The sequence below is a fragment of the Arthrobacter sp. SLBN-112 genome (assembly GCF_030944625.1).
GTDB lineage: Bacteria > Actinomycetota > Actinomycetes > Actinomycetales > Micrococcaceae > Arthrobacter.
This window is the reverse complement of sequence record NZ_JAUSXY010000001.1, coordinates 3,121,037-3,140,770: the sequence shown is the minus strand read 5'-3', so window position 1 is coordinate 3,140,770 and position 19,734 is coordinate 3,121,037. Positions and strand designations below refer to the sequence as shown.

At 67.1% G+C, this 19,734-nt stretch carries 17 protein-coding genes; 8 read left to right on the top strand and 9 right to left on the bottom strand.

The window, feature by feature from the left end:
- Window positions 1-11: 11 nt before the first annotated feature.
- From QF050_RS14725 to QF050_RS14715, 3 genes are read left to right on the top strand one after another with little or no spacing between them, the layout of a single operon-like run.
- Complete coding sequence (locus tag QF050_RS14725; RefSeq protein ID WP_308931082.1) at window positions 12-278, top strand: hypothetical protein; 267 nt, start codon at window positions 12-14, stop codon at window positions 276-278.
- 40 nt (window positions 279-318) lie between these two features.
- Window positions 319-1,212 carry an SMP-30/gluconolactonase/LRE family protein gene (locus QF050_RS14720; protein WP_308931081.1) on the top strand — a complete coding sequence of 298 codons (894 nt, stop codon included), beginning with the start codon at window positions 319-321 and terminating at the stop codon, window positions 1,210-1,212.
- Between the two features lie 14 nt (window positions 1,213-1,226).
- Complete coding sequence (locus QF050_RS14715) at window positions 1,227-2,258, top strand: aldo/keto reductase (protein ID WP_308931080.1); 1,032 nt, start codon at window positions 1,227-1,229, stop codon at window positions 2,256-2,258.
- A gap of 23 nt (window positions 2,259-2,281) precedes the next feature.
- Here QF050_RS14715 and QF050_RS14710 read toward each other — a convergent pair whose 3' ends face one another.
- From QF050_RS14710 to QF050_RS14695, 4 genes are all read right to left on the bottom strand, one after another.
- Complete coding sequence (locus QF050_RS14710; RefSeq protein ID WP_308931079.1) at window positions 2,282-2,524, bottom strand: hypothetical protein; 243 nt, start codon at window positions 2,522-2,524, stop codon at window positions 2,282-2,284.
- 10 nt (window positions 2,525-2,534) lie between these two features.
- A complete protein-coding gene (locus QF050_RS14705; RefSeq protein WP_308931078.1) occupies window positions 2,535-3,968 on the bottom strand; it encodes an SPFH domain-containing protein in 1,434 nt (477 codons plus the stop codon).
- Between the two features lie 234 nt (window positions 3,969-4,202).
- A complete protein-coding gene (locus QF050_RS14700; RefSeq protein WP_308931077.1) occupies window positions 4,203-5,489 on the bottom strand; it encodes a serine/threonine protein kinase in 1,287 nt (428 codons plus the stop codon).
- A 23-nt stretch (window positions 5,490-5,512) separates the two neighbouring features.
- Window positions 5,513-6,763, bottom strand: a complete 1,251-nt coding sequence (locus QF050_RS14695; RefSeq protein ID WP_308931076.1) for a S8 family serine peptidase — start codon at window positions 6,761-6,763, stop codon at window positions 5,513-5,515.
- 372 nt (window positions 6,764-7,135) lie between these two features.
- Here QF050_RS14695 and QF050_RS14690 point away from each other — a divergent pair, with 372 nt between their 5' ends.
- The 3 genes from QF050_RS14690 (at window position 7,136) to QF050_RS14680 (ending at window position 10,267) form a co-directional block, all read left to right on the top strand.
- Entirely contained in the window at window positions 7,136-8,308 is a 1,173-nt protein-coding gene (locus tag QF050_RS14690; RefSeq protein ID WP_308931075.1) for a serine hydrolase domain-containing protein, read from the top strand.
- 156 nt (window positions 8,309-8,464) lie between these two features.
- Complete coding sequence (locus QF050_RS14685; RefSeq protein WP_308931074.1) at window positions 8,465-9,289, top strand: DUF1206 domain-containing protein; 825 nt, start codon at window positions 8,465-8,467, stop codon at window positions 9,287-9,289.
- 246 nt (window positions 9,290-9,535) lie between these two features.
- Window positions 9,536-10,267, top strand: coding sequence for an SGNH/GDSL hydrolase family protein (locus tag QF050_RS14680; RefSeq protein WP_308931073.1), 732 nt, complete (start codon window positions 9,536-9,538; stop codon window positions 10,265-10,267).
- Window positions 10,268-10,274: 7 nt separating this feature from the next.
- Here the strand turns inward: QF050_RS14680 and QF050_RS14675 are convergent, their stop codons facing one another.
- Together QF050_RS14675 and QF050_RS14670 are read right to left on the bottom strand one after the other, a co-directional pair.
- Entirely contained in the window at window positions 10,275-10,994 is a 720-nt protein-coding gene (locus QF050_RS14675) for an SCO1664 family protein (protein WP_308931072.1), read from the bottom strand.
- Window positions 10,958-11,137: a hypothetical protein gene (locus tag QF050_RS14670; protein WP_308931071.1), complete on the bottom strand. Its 180-nt coding sequence runs from the start codon at window positions 11,135-11,137 to the stop codon at window positions 10,958-10,960. The genes QF050_RS14675 and QF050_RS14670 overlap by 37 nt, the downstream gene beginning before the upstream one ends.
- An 89-nt stretch (window positions 11,138-11,226) precedes the next feature.
- Here QF050_RS14670 and QF050_RS14665 point away from each other — a divergent pair, with 89 nt between their 5' ends.
- Window positions 11,227-12,615, top strand: coding sequence for a sigma 54-interacting transcriptional regulator (locus QF050_RS14665; protein WP_308931070.1), 1,389 nt, complete (start codon window positions 11,227-11,229; stop codon window positions 12,613-12,615).
- A gap of 14 nt (window positions 12,616-12,629) precedes the next feature.
- Window positions 12,630-14,630 (top strand): VWA domain-containing protein, encoded by a 2,001-nt coding sequence (locus QF050_RS14660; protein ID WP_308931069.1) that lies wholly within the window; start codon window positions 12,630-12,632, stop codon window positions 14,628-14,630.
- Between the two features lie 4 nt (window positions 14,631-14,634).
- Here QF050_RS14660 and nrfD read toward each other — a convergent pair whose 3' ends face one another.
- Genes nrfD through fdh form a run of 3 tightly spaced genes read right to left on the bottom strand, consistent with a single transcriptional unit; the run spans window position 14,635 to window position 19,642 of the window.
- Window positions 14,635-15,579, bottom strand: a complete 945-nt coding sequence (gene nrfD / locus QF050_RS14655) for an NrfD/PsrC family molybdoenzyme membrane anchor subunit (RefSeq protein ID WP_308931068.1) — start codon at window positions 15,577-15,579, stop codon at window positions 14,635-14,637.
- A complete protein-coding gene (locus QF050_RS14650) occupies window positions 15,576-16,403 on the bottom strand; it encodes a 4Fe-4S dicluster domain-containing protein (RefSeq protein WP_308931067.1) in 828 nt (275 codons plus the stop codon). Before QF050_RS14650 ends, nrfD begins: the two co-directional genes overlap by 4 nt.
- Complete coding sequence (gene fdh, locus QF050_RS14645) at window positions 16,400-19,642, bottom strand: formate dehydrogenase (protein ID WP_308931066.1); 3,243 nt, start codon at window positions 19,640-19,642, stop codon at window positions 16,400-16,402. The genes QF050_RS14650 and fdh overlap by 4 nt, the downstream gene beginning before the upstream one ends.
- Between the last annotated feature and the right edge of the window lie 92 nt (window positions 19,643-19,734).

Here is a 19,734-nt window from a genome sequence, read left to right as displayed (position 1 = left end):
TGGAATGCGTCGTGATTTACAGCTTGCGTGAGGGCGTCGACCGGTCGAAGGTCATGGACATTTATCCCCGCCACAAAGCCTATTACGAGGCATTCCGGGCCGCCGGGGAAGGGCTGCTCGCCTTGGGCCCCTTCCAGTCTCCCGAACCCGGCCTCAGCTCCATGGGCATATTCACTTCACGCGGTGATGCCGAGGCGTTCGTTGCCGGCGATCCTTTCATTACCGAGGGCCTTGCGGACCCCACGCTGCTCGAATGGAACGCCGTGCATTTCGCCTAGTCGAACACACTGCAACAACCTGGACCGCAAAGGGGCTTCGATGGGTGAGGGACTGATGACTGGCGCGTTGGAGCATCTTCACACCGGTTCGTTCTGGGCTGAGGGGCCTTTGTGGGTGCCCTCGACGCAGATCGTGCGCTGGAGCGATATTCCCAACAACCGCATCCTGGAATTCGACCCCGCCACCGGCGCTGCCGGCGAGTACGCGCGGGACGTCGAGTTCACCAACGGCCGCACGCTCGACGTCGACGGCAGCGTGGTGCAGTGCAGCCACGGACGGCGCCGGGTGGAGCGGGACCGGGACGGCACGGTGACCGGCCTGGTTGACTCGTACCAGGGCCGCCGGCTGAACTCGCCCAACGACGTCGTCATTGCCAGCGACGCTTCTATTTGGTTCACCGACCCGCCCTACGGGATCCTTCCAGGAACCACAGAGGGGCACGAGGGGGAGCAGGAGTACGGAGGCTGCTACGTGTTCCGGCTGGATCCGGCGTCGGGAACCCTTACCGCCGTGATCACCGACCTCGTGCACCCCAACGGTCTGGCATTCTCCCCGGATGAGACCCTCCTGTACGTGGCGGACACCGCCGGGGCCCGCTACGGGGTGCCGCTGAGGATCGTTGCCTACGGACTTCGCGACGGGGCATGCGGACCCGGCAGGGTCGTCGTCGAACTGCCCGAGGGCCAGGCAGCCGACGGCCTTAGGGTGGATGTCGAGGGCAGGATCTGGACCTCCGCGGGCCCCGCCGTCAGGGTCTATTCACCGGCCTTCGAGCTGCTGGCTTCCATTGACGTCCCGGAAACCGTCTCCAACCTCTGCTTCGGCGGCCCGGACGGCCGGGACCTCTACATCACCGCGACCACAAGCCTGTACCGGATCCGCACCGGCACCCGCGATGCGGCCGGCCGGAACGTTCCACAAACCCACCACTGAACGTGAGGACAACCATGCAGTACAGAACCCTGGGCCACAGCGGCACCGTCGTGACCAACTACGCGCTCGGAACCATGACATTCGGCGCGGAAGCCAGCGAGGAAGATTCGCACGCCATCCTGGACAGCTACTTTGCCGCGGGCGGCAACTTCATCGACACCGCCGACGTCTACAGTGCCGGGACCTCGGAGGAGATCATCGGGCGGTGGCTCGCCCAACGGCCTGCGCTGCGGGACACGGCGGTCATCGCCACCAAGGGACGTTTCCCGATGGGAACGGCACCGAACGACGTCGGAACCTCGCGCCGGCGCCTGACCCGCGCCTTGGATGATTCCCTCCGCAGGCTGGGAGTGGAACAGATCGACCTCTACCAGCTCCATGCATGGGACCCGGTCACGCCCCTGGAAGAGACCCTGCACTTCCTCGACGACGCCGTAAGCCGTGGCAAGATCGCCTACTACGGATTCTCCAACTTCCTGGGGTGGCAACTGACCAAGGCCGTCCACACAGCGCGCGCCCAGGGCTGGAACCCGCCCGTGAGCCTGCAGCCGCAGTACAGCCTGCTGGTCCGGGATATCGAATTCGAAATTGTCCCGGCGGCGCTCGATGCGGGGATCGGCCTGCTGCCGTGGTCCCCGTTGGGCGGCGGCTGGTTGTCCGGCAAGTACAAGCGGGACCAGCGTCCGGCCGGTGCTACGCGCCTCGGAGAGAACCCCGAACGCGGCATGGAGGCGTGGAAGGCGCGCAATGACAACCCCCGCACGTGGACCGTCATTGACGCCGTGGAAGACATCGCCACAGGCCATGGGGTAAGCCCGGCCCAAGTGGCGCTGGCCTGGCTGGCGGACCGGCCGGCAGTCACCTCGGTGATTCTGGGAGCCCGGACCACCGGGCAGCTCGCCGACAACATGGCTGCGGCCGATCTGCGGCTCAGCGACGATGAAGTCAGCCGCCTGACCGAAGCCAGCCTGCCGCAGGCGGGCGTTTACCCGTACGGGCCGATGGCGCAGGAGCAGCGCAGCCGCAAGATGGAGGGCGGCCGCTAGGAAGGGCGGCGGGGCTTGGGCGTTTACGCCGGGTGCTTCAACACGTCCGGCAGTTGGTCCACGTAGACCGTCTGGGGCGGGTCGTAGTAGATCACAAGCACTTCCTCGCCCACCGCGAAGCCGCTTGTCTTGTCATACGGGTAGGCGTGGAAAGCCATTATGCCGCCCAGGTACGGCAGCATGACTTCACCGATGGTGCCCGGCCCGATGCGGCCGGTCACCCGCCCAATCCTGCCCGTCAGGCTCCGGTCCACCTCCTTGTGCATCGGCTGCCCTCTACGCGCCGGGAGCCTTGGGCGGACGCTTGCCCTCGTCGCCCTTTCGGAGCGCGGAGGAGAGGGCCGGCAGGTAATCACCCACCTGTGCCAGGATCCCGCCCAGCATCTTGTTGACGCCCTCGCCGCCGTTCAGGACCGTCATCTGGCCCACATGTGAGAAGGGCTCGGCCGCCGCGGCGATGATCGCGGGCATGTTCTCGGCGAGCTGCTGCGAAATCACGGCGTCCTGGTTGGTGCCCAGGGCTTCGGCCCGGGCCTTGATACCGTCCGCCTCGGCCAAGGCCTTAGCCTTGATGGCCGAGGCTGCCGCGTCACCCTTGGCCTTGGTGGCCGCGGCCTCAGCCTCGCCGGTGACCTTGGTGGCGCCGGCGGCAGCAGCCGCCGCGTTGGCGTTGGCCTGGGCCTGCAGTTCCGTTCGGCGGGCATTGGCCGTGGCCTCAAGCTCGGTGCGCCGGGCAAGGGCCTCCGCAGCGGAGATGTCGGCAGCCTTCTGGCCTTCCGCGTCGGTGCGTTTGGCGTACGCCTTCGCGTCGGCGGGCTTCCGGATGGTGGTCTGGAGCTTCTGCTCTTCGCGGTCCGCCTCCAGCTTGGCAACTTCGGTTTCCTGCACCACCACCTGTTGCCGGGCCGTGGCATCTGCAAGTGGGCCCGCTTGCGCAGCATTGGCTTTCGCGCGTTCGGCGTTGGCCTGCGCCACTGACTGCCTTATCGCCGAGACGCTCTGCGCGTCGGCGATCAGCGCGGCAGCCTCCGCCTCCTTCTCGGCGGCCTCGCGGTTGCGGGTGGCCTCGGCAATGCGGGCTTCCATCTTCACCTGCGCGATGTGGGGCTTGGCGATGTTCTGGATGTAGCCGGTGGGATCCTGCAGGTCCTTGATCTGCAGCGAATCCACCACCAGGCCCAGCTTCTCCATCTCAACGCCGCTCGCGCTGCGGACCTGCGAACCGAGCTTGTCCCGCTCGCGGATGATCTCTTCCATGGTCATGCTGCCGATAATGGAGCGCAGATGGCCCTCGAAAACGTTATAGACCTGGCTTTCCATTTTGGGCTGCTGGCCCAGGAAGCGGCGGGCCGCATTGGCGATAAACGGCGGGGCATCGCCGATTTTGTAAATCACAACCCCCTCTACGATCACCTGGATGCCCTGGGAGGTAACGCAGGAAACCTTGAGTTCGGTTTCATTCAGCGTGAGCGACAAGGTCCGCACCGTCTGGAGGCCGGGCAGCACCAGGGCGCCCTTGCCGGTGACGATCTTGAAGTCCATTCCGGCCCGGGTTTCCAGGGTTCCGCGCGTCAGCCCGGAAATGATCAGGGCTTCGTTGGGTTCGGCCACCTTCCACATCAATTTTGTTGCCACCCAAATAAAGCCGATGGCAACAAGCACCCCCAAAATGGTGGCAATAAGCGGGAAGAATGCGGTGAAATCCGGCATGACCAGGTCCTTTCAATGCCGAGGAACAGGCATCACGGTAAAGCCCCAATAAATGCAGCCGCCCATTTCGCGCCGTTGAAATTTCCGTCGACATCGGCGCGTCAGGCCAGCTGTTGTAGACAGTCTGGTTGGGCCCCGCCCAAGAGTCCAGAGCTGGGCCGATATTTGCCTGCGGCAACGGAAAACGGACGGCCGGCGGCGGGTCCGCACCGGTTCGGCCTTGGCCGGGCAGCGTCAACGTCCGGCAGCGGCGGCAGTGAAGGCGTCAACGGCCGGCCACAGCACCTCGGCGTGCTGGATATCGCTGTGGGCGCCGGCGAACGGGTTCTGGTCCTGGGAAATCACGGCATTGGCATCAAGGCAATAGAACCCGCCTGCCATGAACCCGTAGGACTCACCCGGCTGACGCATGGCGACCGTCGTTGCCCCGGCCTGCTGGTAGCCGTCATGGCCCATTCCCTCCCAGCGGTACATGAAGTCATGGACGTCCTCGTTGTCCTGGCGCTGGAGGAAGCTTGCCGTCGGGTACCAGGTGCCCACTGCACGGTCGGCTTTGCTGAAGGTGGCGATGAACGGGCCATCCACCCGGTCGGTACAGGATGCCAGGAGGCCCGACCGTGCGGGATCGGTGGGCAGCGGGGACGCGAAACTGAAGTGTGAGAAGGCCCCCTGGATGAGGTACACCAGCTTGACGGGGCTGGCGGGGCCGGCAGCGCCGGCGGGCAGGCCGGCGAGCGCGTTCGCCACCAGCCGGGCCCCGAAGCTGTGTCCCATCAGGTAGATGCGGGGTTGGCCGCCGGGGCCCGCGAGTGAACCGAGGTAGGGGCCCAGTCCCTGGTTGCCGATGACGCCGGCACGGTTCTTCATTTCGTAGTAGCTGAACGCACGCAGTACCTCACGCGCCCCTTTCCACAGCATGCCGAACGGGTTCCCAATGTCCTGTGCGCTCGACTGTGAAGGGGCGGCGAGCGCCGCGGCATGGGTCAGGAGCGGCGCTGTGGTGGCCGCCAAAGCTGCCTGCAGGTTGGAGTCCTCGGATTCGGGCGGCGGCACGGGGGAGCTGACCAGCCCGAGGGCAAGGTGGTGGAAGCGTTCCAGTTCATGCGGATCCTCCGGTTGCCGGTCCAGCAAGTCTCCGATCGCGCCGAGGTCCTGCTCCTTCCGGGGGAACGCGGGGGCGAGGTGCGCCGCCAGTGTTGCCCCCGTGGAAGGGGTCCCCGGTGTTGCGGACGGCTGGTCCTCGGGAAAGAGCAGGGACGGCCAGATGATTCCGACAGCGGCGCAGCCTTCCGCCCGCTGCCCCAGCTGGTCGGACAGATTGCCGAACATCCACTGGTAGAGGCTGCGCGCGGACTGGACATCGCTGTTCCAGCCGTGGGAGAGGACGAAGATGTCACGGATGCCGCCGTCGGCAACTGCGGCGGCCAAGGCAGCACCGTCTGCCGGGTTGTCCGGGTCGGCGCTCCCATCGGCGGCGAACGCCAGCTCGTAGTAGTCGAGGTTCCCGATGCGACCGGTCATGGCTGCTCCTGGCTGGTGGGTGGCTAGATCGAGTTCAGGACCCGCATCAGGTCCACCAGGCCGCTGCCCTGGAAGAACGGGTGCCGGCCCAGGGAGCTTGCATTCTGCATGAACAGGTCTTTGACCACCTCCGGCTTGCCGATGAATTCCGGCCGTGCCGAGAGGAACGCCGCGATGGCGCCGGAAACGTGCGGGGCAGCCATCGAGGTTCCGCTGTCCTCGATGTAGCAGGGCATGGGGGCCGTTGCGTCCTTGAAGCCCGGCACCTGGCGGCGGTTCTTCCCGGCTGCTGCCGAGGTGATGCGTTCGCCGGGGGCCACAAGGTCCGGCTTCAGGCGCCCGTCAAGGGTGGGCCCCTTGGAGGACGTGTATGACACCCCGAAGACGTGCGGCTGGTCGCGGTGCGTTGAACCGACCGTAATGGCCTTGGCCGCGTTTCCCGGGTCCGTGATGGTGGAGAGCCGGCCGTAGAAGTCGCCGTTGTCGTCCCGCGCGTCGCCCCCGTTGCCGGCGCTGACCACCACCACGACGCCGGAGCCCACCAGCAGGTCGATCTCCCGGCACAGGGGGCTTTGGCCGGCGGCGAAGTCACCGGGATACCAATCGCAGCCGAGTGAAAGGTTGACGCCGTGGATCACCAGGTTGCGGCCGTAGGAGTTGACCGCCCTGACGTAGTTCAGTGCGGCGATGACCGCGCTGGACAGGGTGTGCTCCTGGTTGTTGAGGACCTTCAGGCTCACCAACAGGGCCTCCGAGGCCAGGCCGGACAGGGACCGGCCGGGGTCCAGTTCCCGCGGCGTCCATTCCGGCAGCCCGTCCGGCGTGGACCGGCTCATCATGATGAGGGCGGCCGGGGGAGCGGAGCCGGCGATGATCCCGGCGACGTGTGTTCCGTGTCCGACGTCGTCCACCAGGGCGGGTGCCGGGTCGTCCGGGATAAGGTCCCTGGCTGATCGGACGGCGCCTGCGTCCTGGGGAGCCGAACCGTCGGCATCGGGTCCGTTGACGAGTACCGTGAAGTCGCGGTGGAGGTCTGCCACCCGCGGGTCGTGCAGGTTGTCCGTTTTTCCCGCAGGGCGGGGCAGGAAATGCGGATGCGTGCCGTCGATGCCCGAGTCGATGACGGCCCACACGCTTCCGCGGCCGGAGGCCCCGAAGGTGCGGAGGGCCGCATCGGCCTGCACCGTGGCTGCGGACCTGTCGATGTGGGGACGGACAATGTAGTCGCGGCCACACGCGGTAGATGGTGCGTTCGGTAATTCCGTGTGCGGCATCGGCAGCGAGGAGTGCGGTCAGCTCCTGCGGCCGGAGCCGGCATTGCAGGTACAGGGTGGATACCTGCAACGGTGGGGCAGGGGGATCGTCAACCGCCGAAAATGTGTCGCTGAAGAGTGCGACGAACCGGGCCCCCGCGGACGTGGCCAGCGTCCCATGCCCCACCTGCAGTTCCACCAGGACCGCCTGCCGCTCGTGGGCGTCGGTGTGGACCAGAAGGTCGTGTCCGCGCTGCTCTGAATTGTTGCGGGGCCTCAGCAGTGAGCTCACCAAACGCGCCATGCCATTCTCCGGTCTCACTGAAGTGCTGCCACCAATTATGGGCAGCGCCACCCGCATGTCAATAAGGCGGAGGGCGCCTACCATTAGTTGTGGGCTCGAAAAACCGCATCGTGAGGCGGGCGGCGCTCGCGGTGGCCCTCGCCGTCTCCGGCTGCACCTATACTGACGACTCCCTCCCGCCCGGGACGTTTCCGCCTGCCCTTGAGCCCATGGTGCAGCAGATCCAGCTGTTCCTTGACCAGGGCGCCGTCTCGGTCGTCGTCCAGGTCCGCTGGCCTGGAGGCGAATGGTCGCAGGGCTTTGGCGTGCGCGACCTCGACTCCCTGGACCCGGCGCAGCCCACGGACAGGGTGCAGATAGCCGGCGTCACCCAGGCCATGACCGCCGTCGCAGTGCTCAAGCTCGTGGACGACCACCTCATCGGCCTCGACGAACCGGTCAGTGACGCCGTCCCGGAACTCACGGATCTCCTGCAGCCACCCGGACCACTCACCGTGCGCCAACTGCTCAGCCACACCTCCGGGATGCCCGACGCCGCCGCGGCGTTGCCCCGTGACGTGGACTTCCGCCCCGCGCTGACGCACACCGCCACCTTGGAGCAGCAGGTGCAGGCCGCCGGGACGCTGCCCTGGGCCGCCTCCGACGTCGGATTGTTCAAATACTCCACCACGAACTACCTCGTTCTTGGCCTTGTGGTGCAGGCCCTGCGCCATAAGCCGTTCACGCAGGTCATGCAGGAGCAGGTGTTCTCCGCGCTGGGACTGAAGGACAGCACCCTGGACCGTCCGGCCCGCGGTGCCCCCAATCTCCTCCATGGCTATGTCACCCTCCACGGCGACCGCATCGACACCACTGACGACGCGTCCGTCGCCGGCTCCCCGGCGTCAGGAGTGGTGTCAACGGTGGCGGACCTGAATCTCTTCATGGCTGCCCTCCTCCAGGGACGGGCCGTTTCCCCGTCCTCGCTCCGGGCAATGAAGACCAGCCCCGGCTTTGGCCGGTTCGGGCTGGGACTGTGGCGCTTCGCCGACCAGTGTTCACCAGCCATGCGGCAGGAAGGCAAGGGCTCCTTCCGGGACTTCCAGACCGTTGCCGTCAGCAGCGACGACGGGCGGTACCAGGCGGCGATGACCGTCACGGCGGCGCCCATGCCCGGCGAGGTGGAGGACCCCGCCAGCACCGGTCGGCGGGACCTGCTCAACGGTCAGATCGAGTCCACTCTCAACGAGGCGCTGGACAGGCTCTGCCAGCCGGCGCGCTAGGCATACCCGCCGGTCAGGCGCGTGCAAAGGCCGCATCGGGGGCCTGTCGGGATGGTGCCGGCGGATCTACACTGAAGCATTCCGCGACACGTTGCGGCAGGGGGGGAGCTGGCGGGGAACTGAAGATCAACTACATAGCTGGAAGGGTGGACCACCATGGGCAACGCGTCGCAGGGAGCTAACCGGGCAGTATCAGAGGCGGCATCGGCAAGCCGCAGCCCGGCGTTACGCATTCTGGCCCGTGCCGGCTTCGTGTTCATCGGCCTGGTCCACGTGCTGATTGGGGCCATCGCCCTGCAGGTCAACAGCGGCCGGGGCGGCGAAGCGGACCAGTCCGGGGCGATCGGATCCCTTGCCTCAAAGCCCGGCGGCGTGATCCTGCTCTGGGCAGGGGCTGTCGCCTGCGCGGCGCTGGCGCTGTGGATGGTCAGCGAGGCCGTGTTCGGTGCCCGCGCCGGGACCGACTCGAAGAAGAAGCTGAAGGAGGCGGCATCCGCTGCAGGGAAGGCCGTGGTGTTCGGCTTCCTTGCCTTCACGTTCGGCGTCTTCGCTGCCGGCGGCTCCAAGAGTTCCAGCCAGTCAGCCAGTGATTTCACCGCCAAGCTGATGGGCGCACCGGCCGGAGTGGTGCTGGTGGTCGCCGTCGGCCTGGCGATCATCGGGGCCGGCGCCTACTACGCCTACAAGGGCTTCACCCGAAAGTTCATGGAAGACCTGCAAGACCCCGGAAATGCCCGCACCGTTGTCCAGTGGATCGGCACCATCGGCTACATCGCCAAGGGAGTGGTACTCGCCGTCGTCGGTGTGCTGATCATCGTGGCCGCCGCAACTGCCGACCCGTCCAAGTCTTCGGGCCTGGACGGCGGCCTGAAGACACTCGGCTCACAACCGTACGGCGTGTTCCTGCTCGCAGCCATCGCCGCAGGCCTCATCTGTTACGGCGTGTACTCCATGGCGCGGGCCAGGTACGGCAAGTTCTAGGGGGCAGGCCTGTCAGCCGATGGAGCCACCCGCCCCACCAAGGCGCGCCGGATGGGACCGGCCATCCGGCAGGCGCCGTGGCCAAACGTATGAATTACCTGTGGAGTTGCTGTGTGATCTGTCGCAACGGCCCCGCCGGCACTACAGTATCCTCACTGAATGCCTACGATGGGACATGGACAACCGACAATGAGGTGGCGGCCGGCAACTTAGCCGTCGCCCGATTCCAGGCAGGAGGCGGCACCCATGCAACACCAAGTGCCGCTTCGCGGGCATCCAGCCAGGGTCTTGGCCGCCGGTACCTTCTGCATGCTCCTGGCCGTCACGTCCGGGAGCGCGGCGCAAACCCAGCCCCGCGCCACGGGCGAGGCCCCGGTTCGGGTGGTGGTGGTCGGGGACTCACTAAGCACAGGCCACGGAACCTCGCCGCAGGAGGCTTGGCCGGCCCTGATGCGCCACGACCCCGTGGGCGCCGGCCTGGAAGTGGTCAACGCCGCAGAGGACGGCAGTGGTTACGTCAGCCCTGGCGACTTTGACGGAACCTTTGGCACCCAGGTCGAAGAGCTCGTCAACGCAAACACTGGCATCGTGGTGTTCTTCGGCTCGGAGAACGACCTCGGCTACACCTCCGATGAGATCGGCGACGCCGCCCTCGCTGCAATGGACCGGGCCGAGACGCTGGCCCCCGAGGCCAAAATCATTGTGGTGGGACCGCCGTCGTACTCAACTGACCCGGACCCCGGGCTCCTGGAGATCAGCAGCCAGCTCAAAGCCGCCACGGCCCGCGCCGGTGGTGAGTTCGTGGACCCCATCGCCGAGGGCTGGATCAGCAGCGACTTCGATGCCTTGATCGGCCCCGACGGCGACCACCCCACCGTGGCCGGGCAGCACTACCTGCTGGAGCACATCGGCGCCTACCTCGAGCAGGCAGCGCCGGCGGCCGCGGCGGCCGTGCAAGGGCGCCCGGAACCGCAGTGATGCCCGCTCACACCAGCGGCCAGGGGTAGCGCATGCCGGTGCGGTCCACGGGCAGCACCGTTTCCCGCAGTATCCGCTGGACCCTGCGCTGGAGGGCCGACACTTCGGCGTCGTCAAGCAGCGCCGCAAGCTCCCCGGGCACGGCACCCGCCAGCAGGCCGATGTCATCGAGCAGGGCCTGCGGAATGGGGTCGCCCGCAAACTCCCAGATCACCGTGCGCAGTTTGAAGGGCACCGCGAAGCACAGGCCGTGGTCAATACCCCAGATGTGGCCGTCAGGCCCCCGCAGCACATGCCCGCTCTTGCGGTCCGTGTTGTTGGCCACGTAGTCGAAGAGGGCAATTTGCGCCAGTGCCGGATGCGTTTCTGGAGCGTCCTCGTAAAGGGTGAAGTAATGTTCCTGGTGGTCGCCCTCAATGAACCATTGGAGTGACCCCACCCCCAGCGGCGCGTCCGCGCGCACCACAGTGGGCGGCACGATTCCCCATCCCAAGGCTTCGCTGAGCAGGTAGGCGGCGCGCTCCCGCCGGTACAGGCCAGCATCGAAATCCGAGAGTGGCCGTTCCCCGGCTTCCGGTTTGTAGACCGCCCAGGCCGCGTCCCCGCCGCAGGAAACTTCCGCCAGGAAGGTGGCATTGCTGCCGCTCATAATGCGGCCCAGGACCTCCACCCGCCCCTCGGTGAGGAGGGTCAGTTCCGGCCCGGACACCAGGTTCCCCGTACGCATCCGTTGGCCATCACGCGGACCGCAGCCCGCTCAGGCGTTTCGGCGCCGGGTTCACGCCCCGGGGCCAGCCCCGGCAGGACGGTACCGGCGGTGGGCGTCCAGCCGTACCGCACCAGGAGGATCAGTGTGTTCTCCGCAGCCATCAGCAACCAGACTAAGCCGCATGGCGGGACCAGGGAGGAATCTGGAGGAATCTCTCGATTAGCCACAAGGTGGGGATTACGGTAGAGGAGTGACTGACCGCCCCGAAATCTACACCGTTGGTGAACTCCGCGCAGCAGGACACGTCCTGAAGGACCTGCGGCGCGAAATCAGAGACAATCTCCTCGCCGCCCTGGCGGAAGGGCGTGACCCGTGGCCGGGCCTCTACGGGTTCAGCCGGACCGTCCTTCCCCAGCTTGAGCGTGCCCTGATCGCCGGACACGATCTGGTGCTGCTGGGTGAGCGCGGACAGGGCAAGACCCGCCTTCTCCGTACCCTTGCCGGGCTGCTGGACGAATGGTCCCCGGTGATCGAGGATTCGGAACTGAACGAGCACCCCTTCGAACCGATCACCGAACAATCCCGGGCCCGCGTCCGCGCCGACGGAGACCGGTTGAGGATCGCCTGGCGGCACCGTTCAGAGCGGTACGTCGAGAAGCTCGCAACGCCGGACACGTCCGTGGCGGACCTCGTCGGCGATGTCGACCCCATGCGCGTTGCCGAGGGGCGCCGTCTGGGGGACCCGGAAACCATCCATTACGGCCTGATTCCGCGGTCCAACCGCGGCATCATCGCCATCAACGAACTCCCTGACCTTGCTGAGCGCATCCAGGTGTCCATGCTCAACGTGATGGAGGAACGGGACATCCAGATCCGCGGCTACGTGCTGCGGCTGCCGCTCGACGTGCTTGTTGTCGCCTCCGCCAACCCGGAGGACTACACCAACCGCGGCCGGATCATCACCCCGCTGAAGGACCGCTTCGGCGCCGAGATCAGGACGCATTACCCGATCGAACTGGAAGACGAGGTCTCGGTCATCCGGCAGGAGGGCCGGCTGGTGGCTGACGTCCCGCCCTTCATCCTGGAAATCCTTGCCCGCTATACCCGGGCACTGCGCGAGTCCCCGGCCATCAACCAGACCTCCGGAGTCTCGGCCAGGTTCGCCATCGCCGGCGCCGAAACGGTGGCCGCCTCCGCGCTCCGCCGGGCCCGGCTGCGCGGCGAGGACCAGGCCGTTGCCCGGATCATCGACCTCGAACCCGCCGTGGAAGTCCTGACCGGCAAGATCGAGTTCGAATCGGGGGAGGAAGGCCGGGAGCAAGGCATTCTCGATCACCTCCTCCGCACCGCCACGGCCGAGGCCGTCAGGGCACACTTCCAGGGCCTGGACATGGGTCCGCTTGTGTCCGCGCTGGACGGTCACCGGACCGTCACCACCGGCGAGCAGGTCACCGCACAGGAGTTCCTTGGCAACCTCCCGTCCCTGAACGGATCCGGCCTCTACGACGAAATCGGCCGCCGCTTGGGTGCGACGAATGACGGACAGTGGGCCGCCGCCGTCGAACTTGCCCTCGAAGGGCTCTACCTGGGCCGGCGGATCTCCAAGGAGTCCGACGATGAGGAAACCATTTACGGTTAGGCGCAGGAGGCAACATGGCCATCCACAAGAGGTCCGCCAAGTACGGCCGGTACACCGGCGGTCCGGACCCGCTGGCTCCGCCGGTGGACCTGGCGGAGGTGCTCGACGCCGTCGCCGAAGACGTGATGGCAGGCTACTCGCCGCGGCATGCCCTGCAGGAGTTCCTGCGGCGCGGCGGACGGAACCGTGACGGCCTGGACGAGCTTGCCCGCCGCGTGCAGGAGCGGCGGCGCGACCTGCTCAGCCGGCACCGGCTGGACGGCACCCTGGACGAAGTGAAGAAGCTCCTGGATACCGCCGTGCTGGAGGAACGCAAGCAGCTGGCCCGGGACGCCATGATGGACAACACAGAACGCGCCTTCCGGGAGATGCAGCTCCAGAACCTTCCGCCCTCCACGGCCGCGGCGGTCAACGAGCTCGCGTCCTACGACTGGCAGTCCGCAACCGCGAAGGAAGCGTACGACCGGATCAAGGACCTGCTGGGCCGGGAGGTCCTGGAACAGCGCTTCGCCGGAATGAAACACGCGCTGGAGAGTGCCACCGATGAGGACCGCGAGGCCGTCAGTGCCATGCTCCGGGACCTCAACGGGCTGATGGCGAAGCACCGCCGCGGCGAAGACACCGAGGCCGATTTTCAGGAGTTCATGGCCAAGCACGGCCAGTTCTTTCCGGAGAACCCGCAATCAGTGGAAGAACTGGTGGATGCCCTGGCGCAACGTGCCGCAGCGGCCCAGCGGCTCCTGCAATCCATGTCCCCCGAACAGCGCGGGGAACTGATGCGGTTGTCCGCCCAGGCCTTCGGCTCGCCGGAATTGATGGCCCAGCTCAGCGAACTCGACGCCTCCTTGCAGGCGCTGCGTCCAGGGGAGGACTGGAACGGATCGGAACGGTTCGAGGGCCAGGAAGGACTCGGCCTCGGCGACGGCACCGGCGTCCTGCAGGACATCGCCGAACTGGACGAACTCTCCGAACAGCTGTCCCAGTCCTACAACGGGTCCCGGCTCGATGACCTTGACCTTGACGCGCTGGCCCGGCAACTTGGTGAGGGTGCGGCAGTCAGCGCCCGCACCTTGGCCGAAATCGAGCGGGCCATGGCCGACGGCGGCTACCTGCGTCGCGGTGCCGACGGCGACCTCCGGCTGTCCCCGCAGGCCATGCGCCGGCTGGGGAAGTCGCTGCTCCGGGACACCGCAAAACAGCTCTCCGGACGGCAGGGAAACAGGGACACCCGGACCGCCGGGGCAGCGGGGGAACAGGCCGGTTCCAGCCGGCAGTGGGAGTTCGGCGACGCCGAGCCCTGGGATGTCACACGCACCTTGACCAACGCCATCCGCCGCACCATGGCCGACGGCGGCGATCCGGCCCGCGGACTGCGCCTCGCTGTCGGAGACATCGAGGTGACCGAAACGGAGGCCCGGACGCAGGCCGCCGTGGCATTGCTGGTGGATGTGTCCTTTTCCATGGCCGCGGAGGGGCGGTGGGTCCCGATGAAACGCACGGCGCTGGCGTTGCACCACCTGGTGTCCACCCGGTTCCGTGGCGACCGGCTGCAGCTGGTCACCTTCGGCCGCTATGCCCAGTCCATGGACATCGCGGAACTGACAGCCCTGCCGGCGCTCCGGGAACAGGGCACCAACCTGCACCACGGCCTGCTGCTGGCCGGCCGCTTCTTCCGCCGGCACCCGTCCATGCAGCCCGTCCTGCTCGTCGTCACGGACGGCGAACCCACCGCGCACCTGCTGCCGGACGGTGACTCATGGTTCAACTGGCCGCCGGATGCGGAGACTATCCGTGCCACCGTTGGCGAACTGGACCGGTTGGGAAGGATGGGGGTCCAGACCACGTTCTTCCGGCTCGGCAACGATCCCGGACTGGAACGCTTCATCCAGCGGATGGCCCGCCGCGTGGACGGCCGCGTGGTGGCGCCCGACGTCGGTGACCTGGGCGCGGCGGTGGTGGGCGAATACCTCCGGGCGCACGTTCGCAGCACCTACGCGGACGGTGACTGGTTCTGATGGCTTAGGCGGCCGCTTCGATGCCGGCCGCTTCACTTCTGGCGGCTTCGGCTGCGTTGAGGCGCTCCCGCTGGGGAACCACCACGTACTTGGGGTCGCGCGTTGACGCTTTTCCGGCCTCGAAGACACCGAACCGCAGCAGGGCTGAACCCGCAGCCACGGCGAGGCCGCCCACGACGCTGACGGTGCGCGAACGGTGCCCGCCGAGCGCCAGCCCCACCGCGCCGCCGATGCTGAAAGCCTTGGACAGACGCATCAACGTACCGCCCCGGCCCTCCCGCAGCGTCTCGGTGCTCAGGTGGCCGCTGCCTTCCATCCGCATGCTCATCACCGTTTCCAGCAGCGCACCTGCAACGGCCATCCGCCGTGCAGGACCGGCCTCCACCACGGGTGCCAGGGCGGCGGCGATGCCGCCGCCGGCAGCCGCGGCCGAACTGGCAAACACGAAGGGGAGGACCTCGTGGGCGTCATGCCAGGTGGGAACCGCGGTGTCTGCCAGCAACACGGCCGTGTACGTGGCCACCGCGGAGCCGCTGACAGCCGCGCTCAGGCCACATGCCCGTCCGGCCCCCGGGAACAGTCCGGTGAGGTTGGAAGCCGCACTCGCCCCGGCGAGCGGGCCGTAAACGGATAGGATCCACGAGCCCACGCTCATGGGCGAGGTGGGCTTGGCCACGCGCAGCATGTTCAGGAACCGTTCCGGCCGGCCCAGGTCATGCACCAGGGCCGCCGCGGACACCGAGATCGCGGTCAATGCCGTGAATTTGGCCCGGCGCTCCAAGGCGGGCCGCCCGCTGTATTGGGCGCCTGCGGCGAGCAGTGAGGAGGCGGCAGCCACGCCGCCGGCAAAGATGTACCCGGCGATGTCGGCTGCCTCCCACGTGGGTTCCTTGAGGATGGGGCGGCCATAGTAGGAGGTGAATTCCTCACGTTCCCGGCGCCGGCTCATTTCCTCGCTCCCCAGAAGACGACGGCGGCACCCGCGAGGAGCCCGGCGGCAGCACCGGCGGCCCGCCGCCACATGGCAGGCAGGTCCCGGGTGGTTACCACCGGGTCCGGCGGCAGCCCGTACGTTTCGGGTTCATCGAGCAGCAGGAAGAAGGCGCCGTCGCCGCCCACACCGCCGTCGGGATCCCTGCCGTAGAGCCGGGCCTCCTCCACACCCCGCTCATGGAGCTCCGCGACGCGGGCGTCGGCCCGTTCCCGGAGCTCATCGAGCTCGCCGTACTGGATGGACTGGGTGGGGCACGCCTTCGCGCAGGCAGGCTCTTCGCCGACGCCCAGCCGGTCGTAGCACATGGTGCATTTGAAGGCCCGGCCGTCGTCGGGCCGCTGGTCAATCACGCCGTAGGGGCAGGCTGAAACGCAGTACCCGCAGCCGTTGCAGATGTCCTGCTGGACCACCACCGTGCCGTGCTCGGTGCGGAACAGCGCACCGGTTGGGCACACATCCAGGCAGGCGGCGTTGGTGCAGTGCTTGCAGACGTCCGAGGACATGAGCCACTTGATGCCCTCGGTTCCGCCCGCCGCCGGAGCCGGAATCTTCTTCTCTATGAAGGCGACGTGCCGCCACGTGTCCGCGCTGAGCCTGGAGGTGTTGTCGAAGGACTCGCCGGTGAGTTCCAGCGGCCTGTCCGCCGGCAGCGAGTTCCACTCCTTGCAGGCCACCTCGCAGGCCTTGCAGCCGATGCACAGGCTGGTGTCGGTGAAGAAGCCCTTGCGCGCTTCACCGGGTGCTCCGATGGCGGGCATTCCCAACTGGGTGACGCTCATGCCTTGATTCCTTCCTGGCCTGTGTGCTCGTCGATTCCTGCCCGTTGGCGGTATTCCGCCACCAGAGACGGCAAGGCCGGACCCTGGGGCCGGCGCCCGGGACGGATGTCCACCGTCAATGCCTTGACCTCCTGGATGTGGACGTTCGGGTCCATGGCGATGGAGGAGAGTTCATTCATCGCATCGCCGCGGCTGAGTCCGTTGGGGCCCCAGTGGTAGGGCATCCCGATCTGGTGCACGGTCCGGCCCTGTACGGTGAGGGGCTTCATCCGACCCGTCACCAGGACCCGCGCCTCGATGGCTCCGCGGGCGGAGACCAGGGTGGCCCAGCCGTTGTTGGTCAGTCCCCGCTCGGCCGCCAGTTCCGGTGACACTTCGCAGAACGACTCCGGTTGCAGTTCGGCAAGGTAGGGCAGCCAGCGGGTCATGGCCCCGGCGGTAAAGTGCTCCGTGAGCCGGTAGGTGGTCAGCACGAACGGGTACACCTCCGCCCCGGGTTCCCGGCCACTGGGTTGGTACCGGTTGCCGTCATGCTTCAGGAGCTTCCGGACCGGGTTCCGGTTTTGGCCGTAGAGGGCATTGTCGAAGGGGGACTCCTGCGGTTCATAGTGCGTGGGGAGCGGCCCGTCGGTCAGGCCCGCAGGCGTGAAGAGCCAGCCCTTGCCGTCGGACTGCATGATGAAGGGGTCCACGCCGGAGAGGGCATCGGGGCCTTTGGCGTCCTCGTCGGGGCGGTAGGACGGTGGTTTGGTCGGCTCGCAGTCGGGGACGTCGTCGCCGGTCCATTTCCCGGCGTCCCCGTCCCACCAGATGAGCTTCTTCCGCTCGCTCCATGGCCGTCCCTCCGGATCGGCGGAGGCCCGGTTGTACAGTTCCCGGCGGTTGGCCGGCCATGCCCAGCCCCACTCGCGGCTGGAAATACTCTGCTCGGTGTGGGGTTTGCGCCGCGCTGCCTGGTTGACGCCGTCGGCGCGGCAGCCGCAGTAGATCCAGCAGCCGCAGGATGTGGAGCCGTCGTCCTTGAGTTCGGTGTAGGCCGAGAGCGGGCTGCCGTCCGCACCACGGCCGTTGATCTCGGCGAAAACCGCGTCTGCGTCCGGCTCGTCCTGGGTGCCGACGGTGGGGTAGTCCCACGTCAGGTCCAGGATGGGGCGGTCGACGTCGTCGCGCGAGTCCGCCAGCAGCTTCCGGATGCGGTTGCCAAGGTGCCAGATGAACCAGAGGTCGCTGCGGCGGTCGGCTTCCGGCTCCACGGCCTGCTCGCGCCATTGGACCAGGCGGTTGGTGTTGGTGAAGCTGCCGGCCTTTTCCGTGTGGGCTGCAGCGGGGAAGAAAAAGACTTCCGTGCCGATGTCCTCCGTGCGCATCTGGCCGGTAGCAATTTCCGGGCCGTCCTTCCACCACGTGGCGCTTTCAATCAGCGAGAAGTCGCGGACCACGAGCCAGTCGAGGTTGGCCATCCCGGCGCGCTGCAGGTGGGTGTTGGCGGAGCCGACGGCGGGGTTCTCACCCATGAGGAAATATCCCTTGCAGATTCCTTCCAGTTGCGCCATGACGGTGTCGTAGGTGCTGTGGCTGCCGGTGATCCGGGGAAGGTAGTCGAAGCAGTAGTCGTTGCCCGCGGTGGCAGCGTCCCCCCACCAGGCTTTGAGCAGGCTCACGGTGTAGGCGGACATGTTGGCCCAGAAGCCCTGCTTGGCGGAGTCCGCCTCCACGTACCCGGCCAGGTCCAGGTGCTGCTTGGCGTGCGGCATGGGCAGATAGCCGGGCAGCAGGTCGAAGAGGGTGGGGATGTCGCTGGAGCCCTGGATGCTGGCGTGCCCGCGGAGGGCCATGATCCCGCCACCGGGGCGGCCGATGTTGCCCAGCAGCAGTTGCAGGACCGACGCGGCCCGGATGTACTGCGTGCCGGTGGTGTGCTGCGTCCAGCCCACGGCGTAGGCGAAGGCCGTGGTCCGGTCCCGGCCTGAGTTGCTGGTGATGGCCTCTGCCACCTCCTCGAACAAGGCCCGCGGTACCCCGCACACCTGTTCCACCATCTCAGGGGTGTACCGCGAGTAATGCCGGCGCAGGACCTGGAACACGCAGCGCGGGTCCTGCAGTGTCTCGTCCCGGTGCCATTTTCCGGCCACGCCGGGGCCGCCGGAACCGTGGGACTGGGCGTGGGAGGATTCGCCAAGCCTGCTCCCTTCCTGCTCGTCGGCGTCCCGTTCACCGGAGGATGCAGCGGCGTAGCCGCCCTCGTACTGCCAGGTTTCGGTTTCATAGGAGGAATCGTCCGGGTTGAATCCGGAGAAGAGGCCGTCGAGGTCTTCGGTGTCGCGGAAGTCCTTGCTGAGGATGGTGGCGGCGTTGGTGTAGTTGACGACGTACTCGTGGAAGTAGGCGTCGTGGCCAATGACCCAGTTGATCAGGCCGCCCAGGAAGGCGATGTCCGTACCGGCGCGGATCGGAACGAACGTATCGGCCATGGCGCTGGTGCGCGAGAAGCGTGGATCCACGTGGATGATTTTTGCCCCGCGTTCCTTGGCTTCCATGACCCACTGGAATCCGACGGGGTGTGCTTCGGCGAAGTTGGATCCCTGGATGAGGATGCAGTCGGCGCGTTGCAGGTCCTGGAGGTAGGTGGTGGAGCCGCCCCGGCCGAAGCTCGTGCCAAGGCCCGCCACCGTCGAGCTGTGGCATACCCGGGCCTGGTTCTCCACCTGGACGATGCCCAGGGAAGTGAACAGCTTCTTGATCAGGTAGTTTTCTTCATTGTCCAAGGTGGCGCCGCCAAGGCTTGCGATGCCCATGCTGCGGCGGGTGCGGAGGCCATCGGATTCCCATTCCCAGGTCTTCCGGCGGGTGTCCACCACGCGTTGGGCCACCATGTCCATCGCTGTTTCGAGGTCGAGCCGTTCCCAATCAGTCCCGTGCGGGCGGCGGTACAGGACGTACTTTTCGCGGGAGTCCCCGGTGGTCAGCTGCAGCGAGGCCGAGCCCTTGGGGCACAACCGGCCCCGGCTGATGGGGGAGTCCGGGTTGCCCTCGATCTGGATGACTTTTTCGTCTTTGACGTAGACCCGCTGGGCGCACCCCACGGCGCAGTAGGGGCAGACTGAGGGGACCACGTGGTCCGCGGCGGTGATGCGGGGCGTGAGGTTTTCGGTGGCGGCCGACTTCACGGCATGATGTCTGCCCGTGGGATCGTTCTCGAGCAGCTGGCGCAACACGGGCCATTGCAGCGGATTCACCATGGGGCACCCCTTGTGGTCGTCGAATCGACATGCCTGTGGCACGGGTCACATGCACGTGAGGAAAATGCTAACAGGGGCTTAGCATTTCCGCA

Bases quoted from the DNA above. Each gene is read 5' to 3' on its own strand.
- QF050_RS14720 (WP_308931081.1), top strand. From the start codon at position 319: ATGGGTGAGGGACTGATGACTGGCGCGTTGGAGCATCTTCACACCGGT.
- QF050_RS14715 (WP_308931080.1), top strand. From the start codon at position 1,227: ATGCAGTACAGAACCCTGGGCCACAGCGGCACCGTCGTGACCAACTAC.
- QF050_RS14710 (WP_308931079.1), bottom strand. From the start codon at position 2,524: ATGCACAAGGAGGTGGACCGGAGCCTGACGGGCAGGATTGGGCGGGTG.
- QF050_RS14705 (WP_308931078.1), bottom strand. From the start codon at position 3,968: ATGCCGGATTTCACCGCATTCTTCCCGCTTATTGCCACCATTTTGGGG.
- QF050_RS14700 (WP_308931077.1), bottom strand. From the start codon at position 5,489: ATGACCGGTCGCATCGGGAACCTCGACTACTACGAGCTGGCGTTCGCC.
- QF050_RS14695 (WP_308931076.1), bottom strand. From the start codon at position 6,763: ATGCCGCACACGGAATTACCGAACGCACCATCTACCGCGTGTGGCCGC.
- QF050_RS14685 (WP_308931074.1), top strand. From the start codon at position 8,465: ATGGGCAACGCGTCGCAGGGAGCTAACCGGGCAGTATCAGAGGCGGCA.
- QF050_RS14680 (WP_308931073.1), top strand. From the start codon at position 9,536: ATGCAACACCAAGTGCCGCTTCGCGGGCATCCAGCCAGGGTCTTGGCC.
- QF050_RS14675 (WP_308931072.1), bottom strand. From the start codon at position 10,994: ATGCGTACGGGGAACCTGGTGTCCGGGCCGGAACTGACCCTCCTCACC.
- QF050_RS14670 (WP_308931071.1), bottom strand. From the start codon at position 11,137: ATGGCTGCGGAGAACACACTGATCCTCCTGGTGCGGTACGGCTGGACG.
- QF050_RS14660 (WP_308931069.1), top strand. From the start codon at position 12,630: ATGGCCATCCACAAGAGGTCCGCCAAGTACGGCCGGTACACCGGCGGT.
- nrfD (WP_308931068.1), bottom strand. From the start codon at position 15,579: ATGAGCCGGCGCCGGGAACGTGAGGAATTCACCTCCTACTATGGCCGC.
- QF050_RS14650 (WP_308931067.1), bottom strand. From the start codon at position 16,403: ATGAGCGTCACCCAGTTGGGAATGCCCGCCATCGGAGCACCCGGTGAA.
- fdh (WP_308931066.1), bottom strand. From the start codon at position 19,642: ATGGTGAATCCGCTGCAATGGCCCGTGTTGCGCCAGCTGCTCGAGAAC.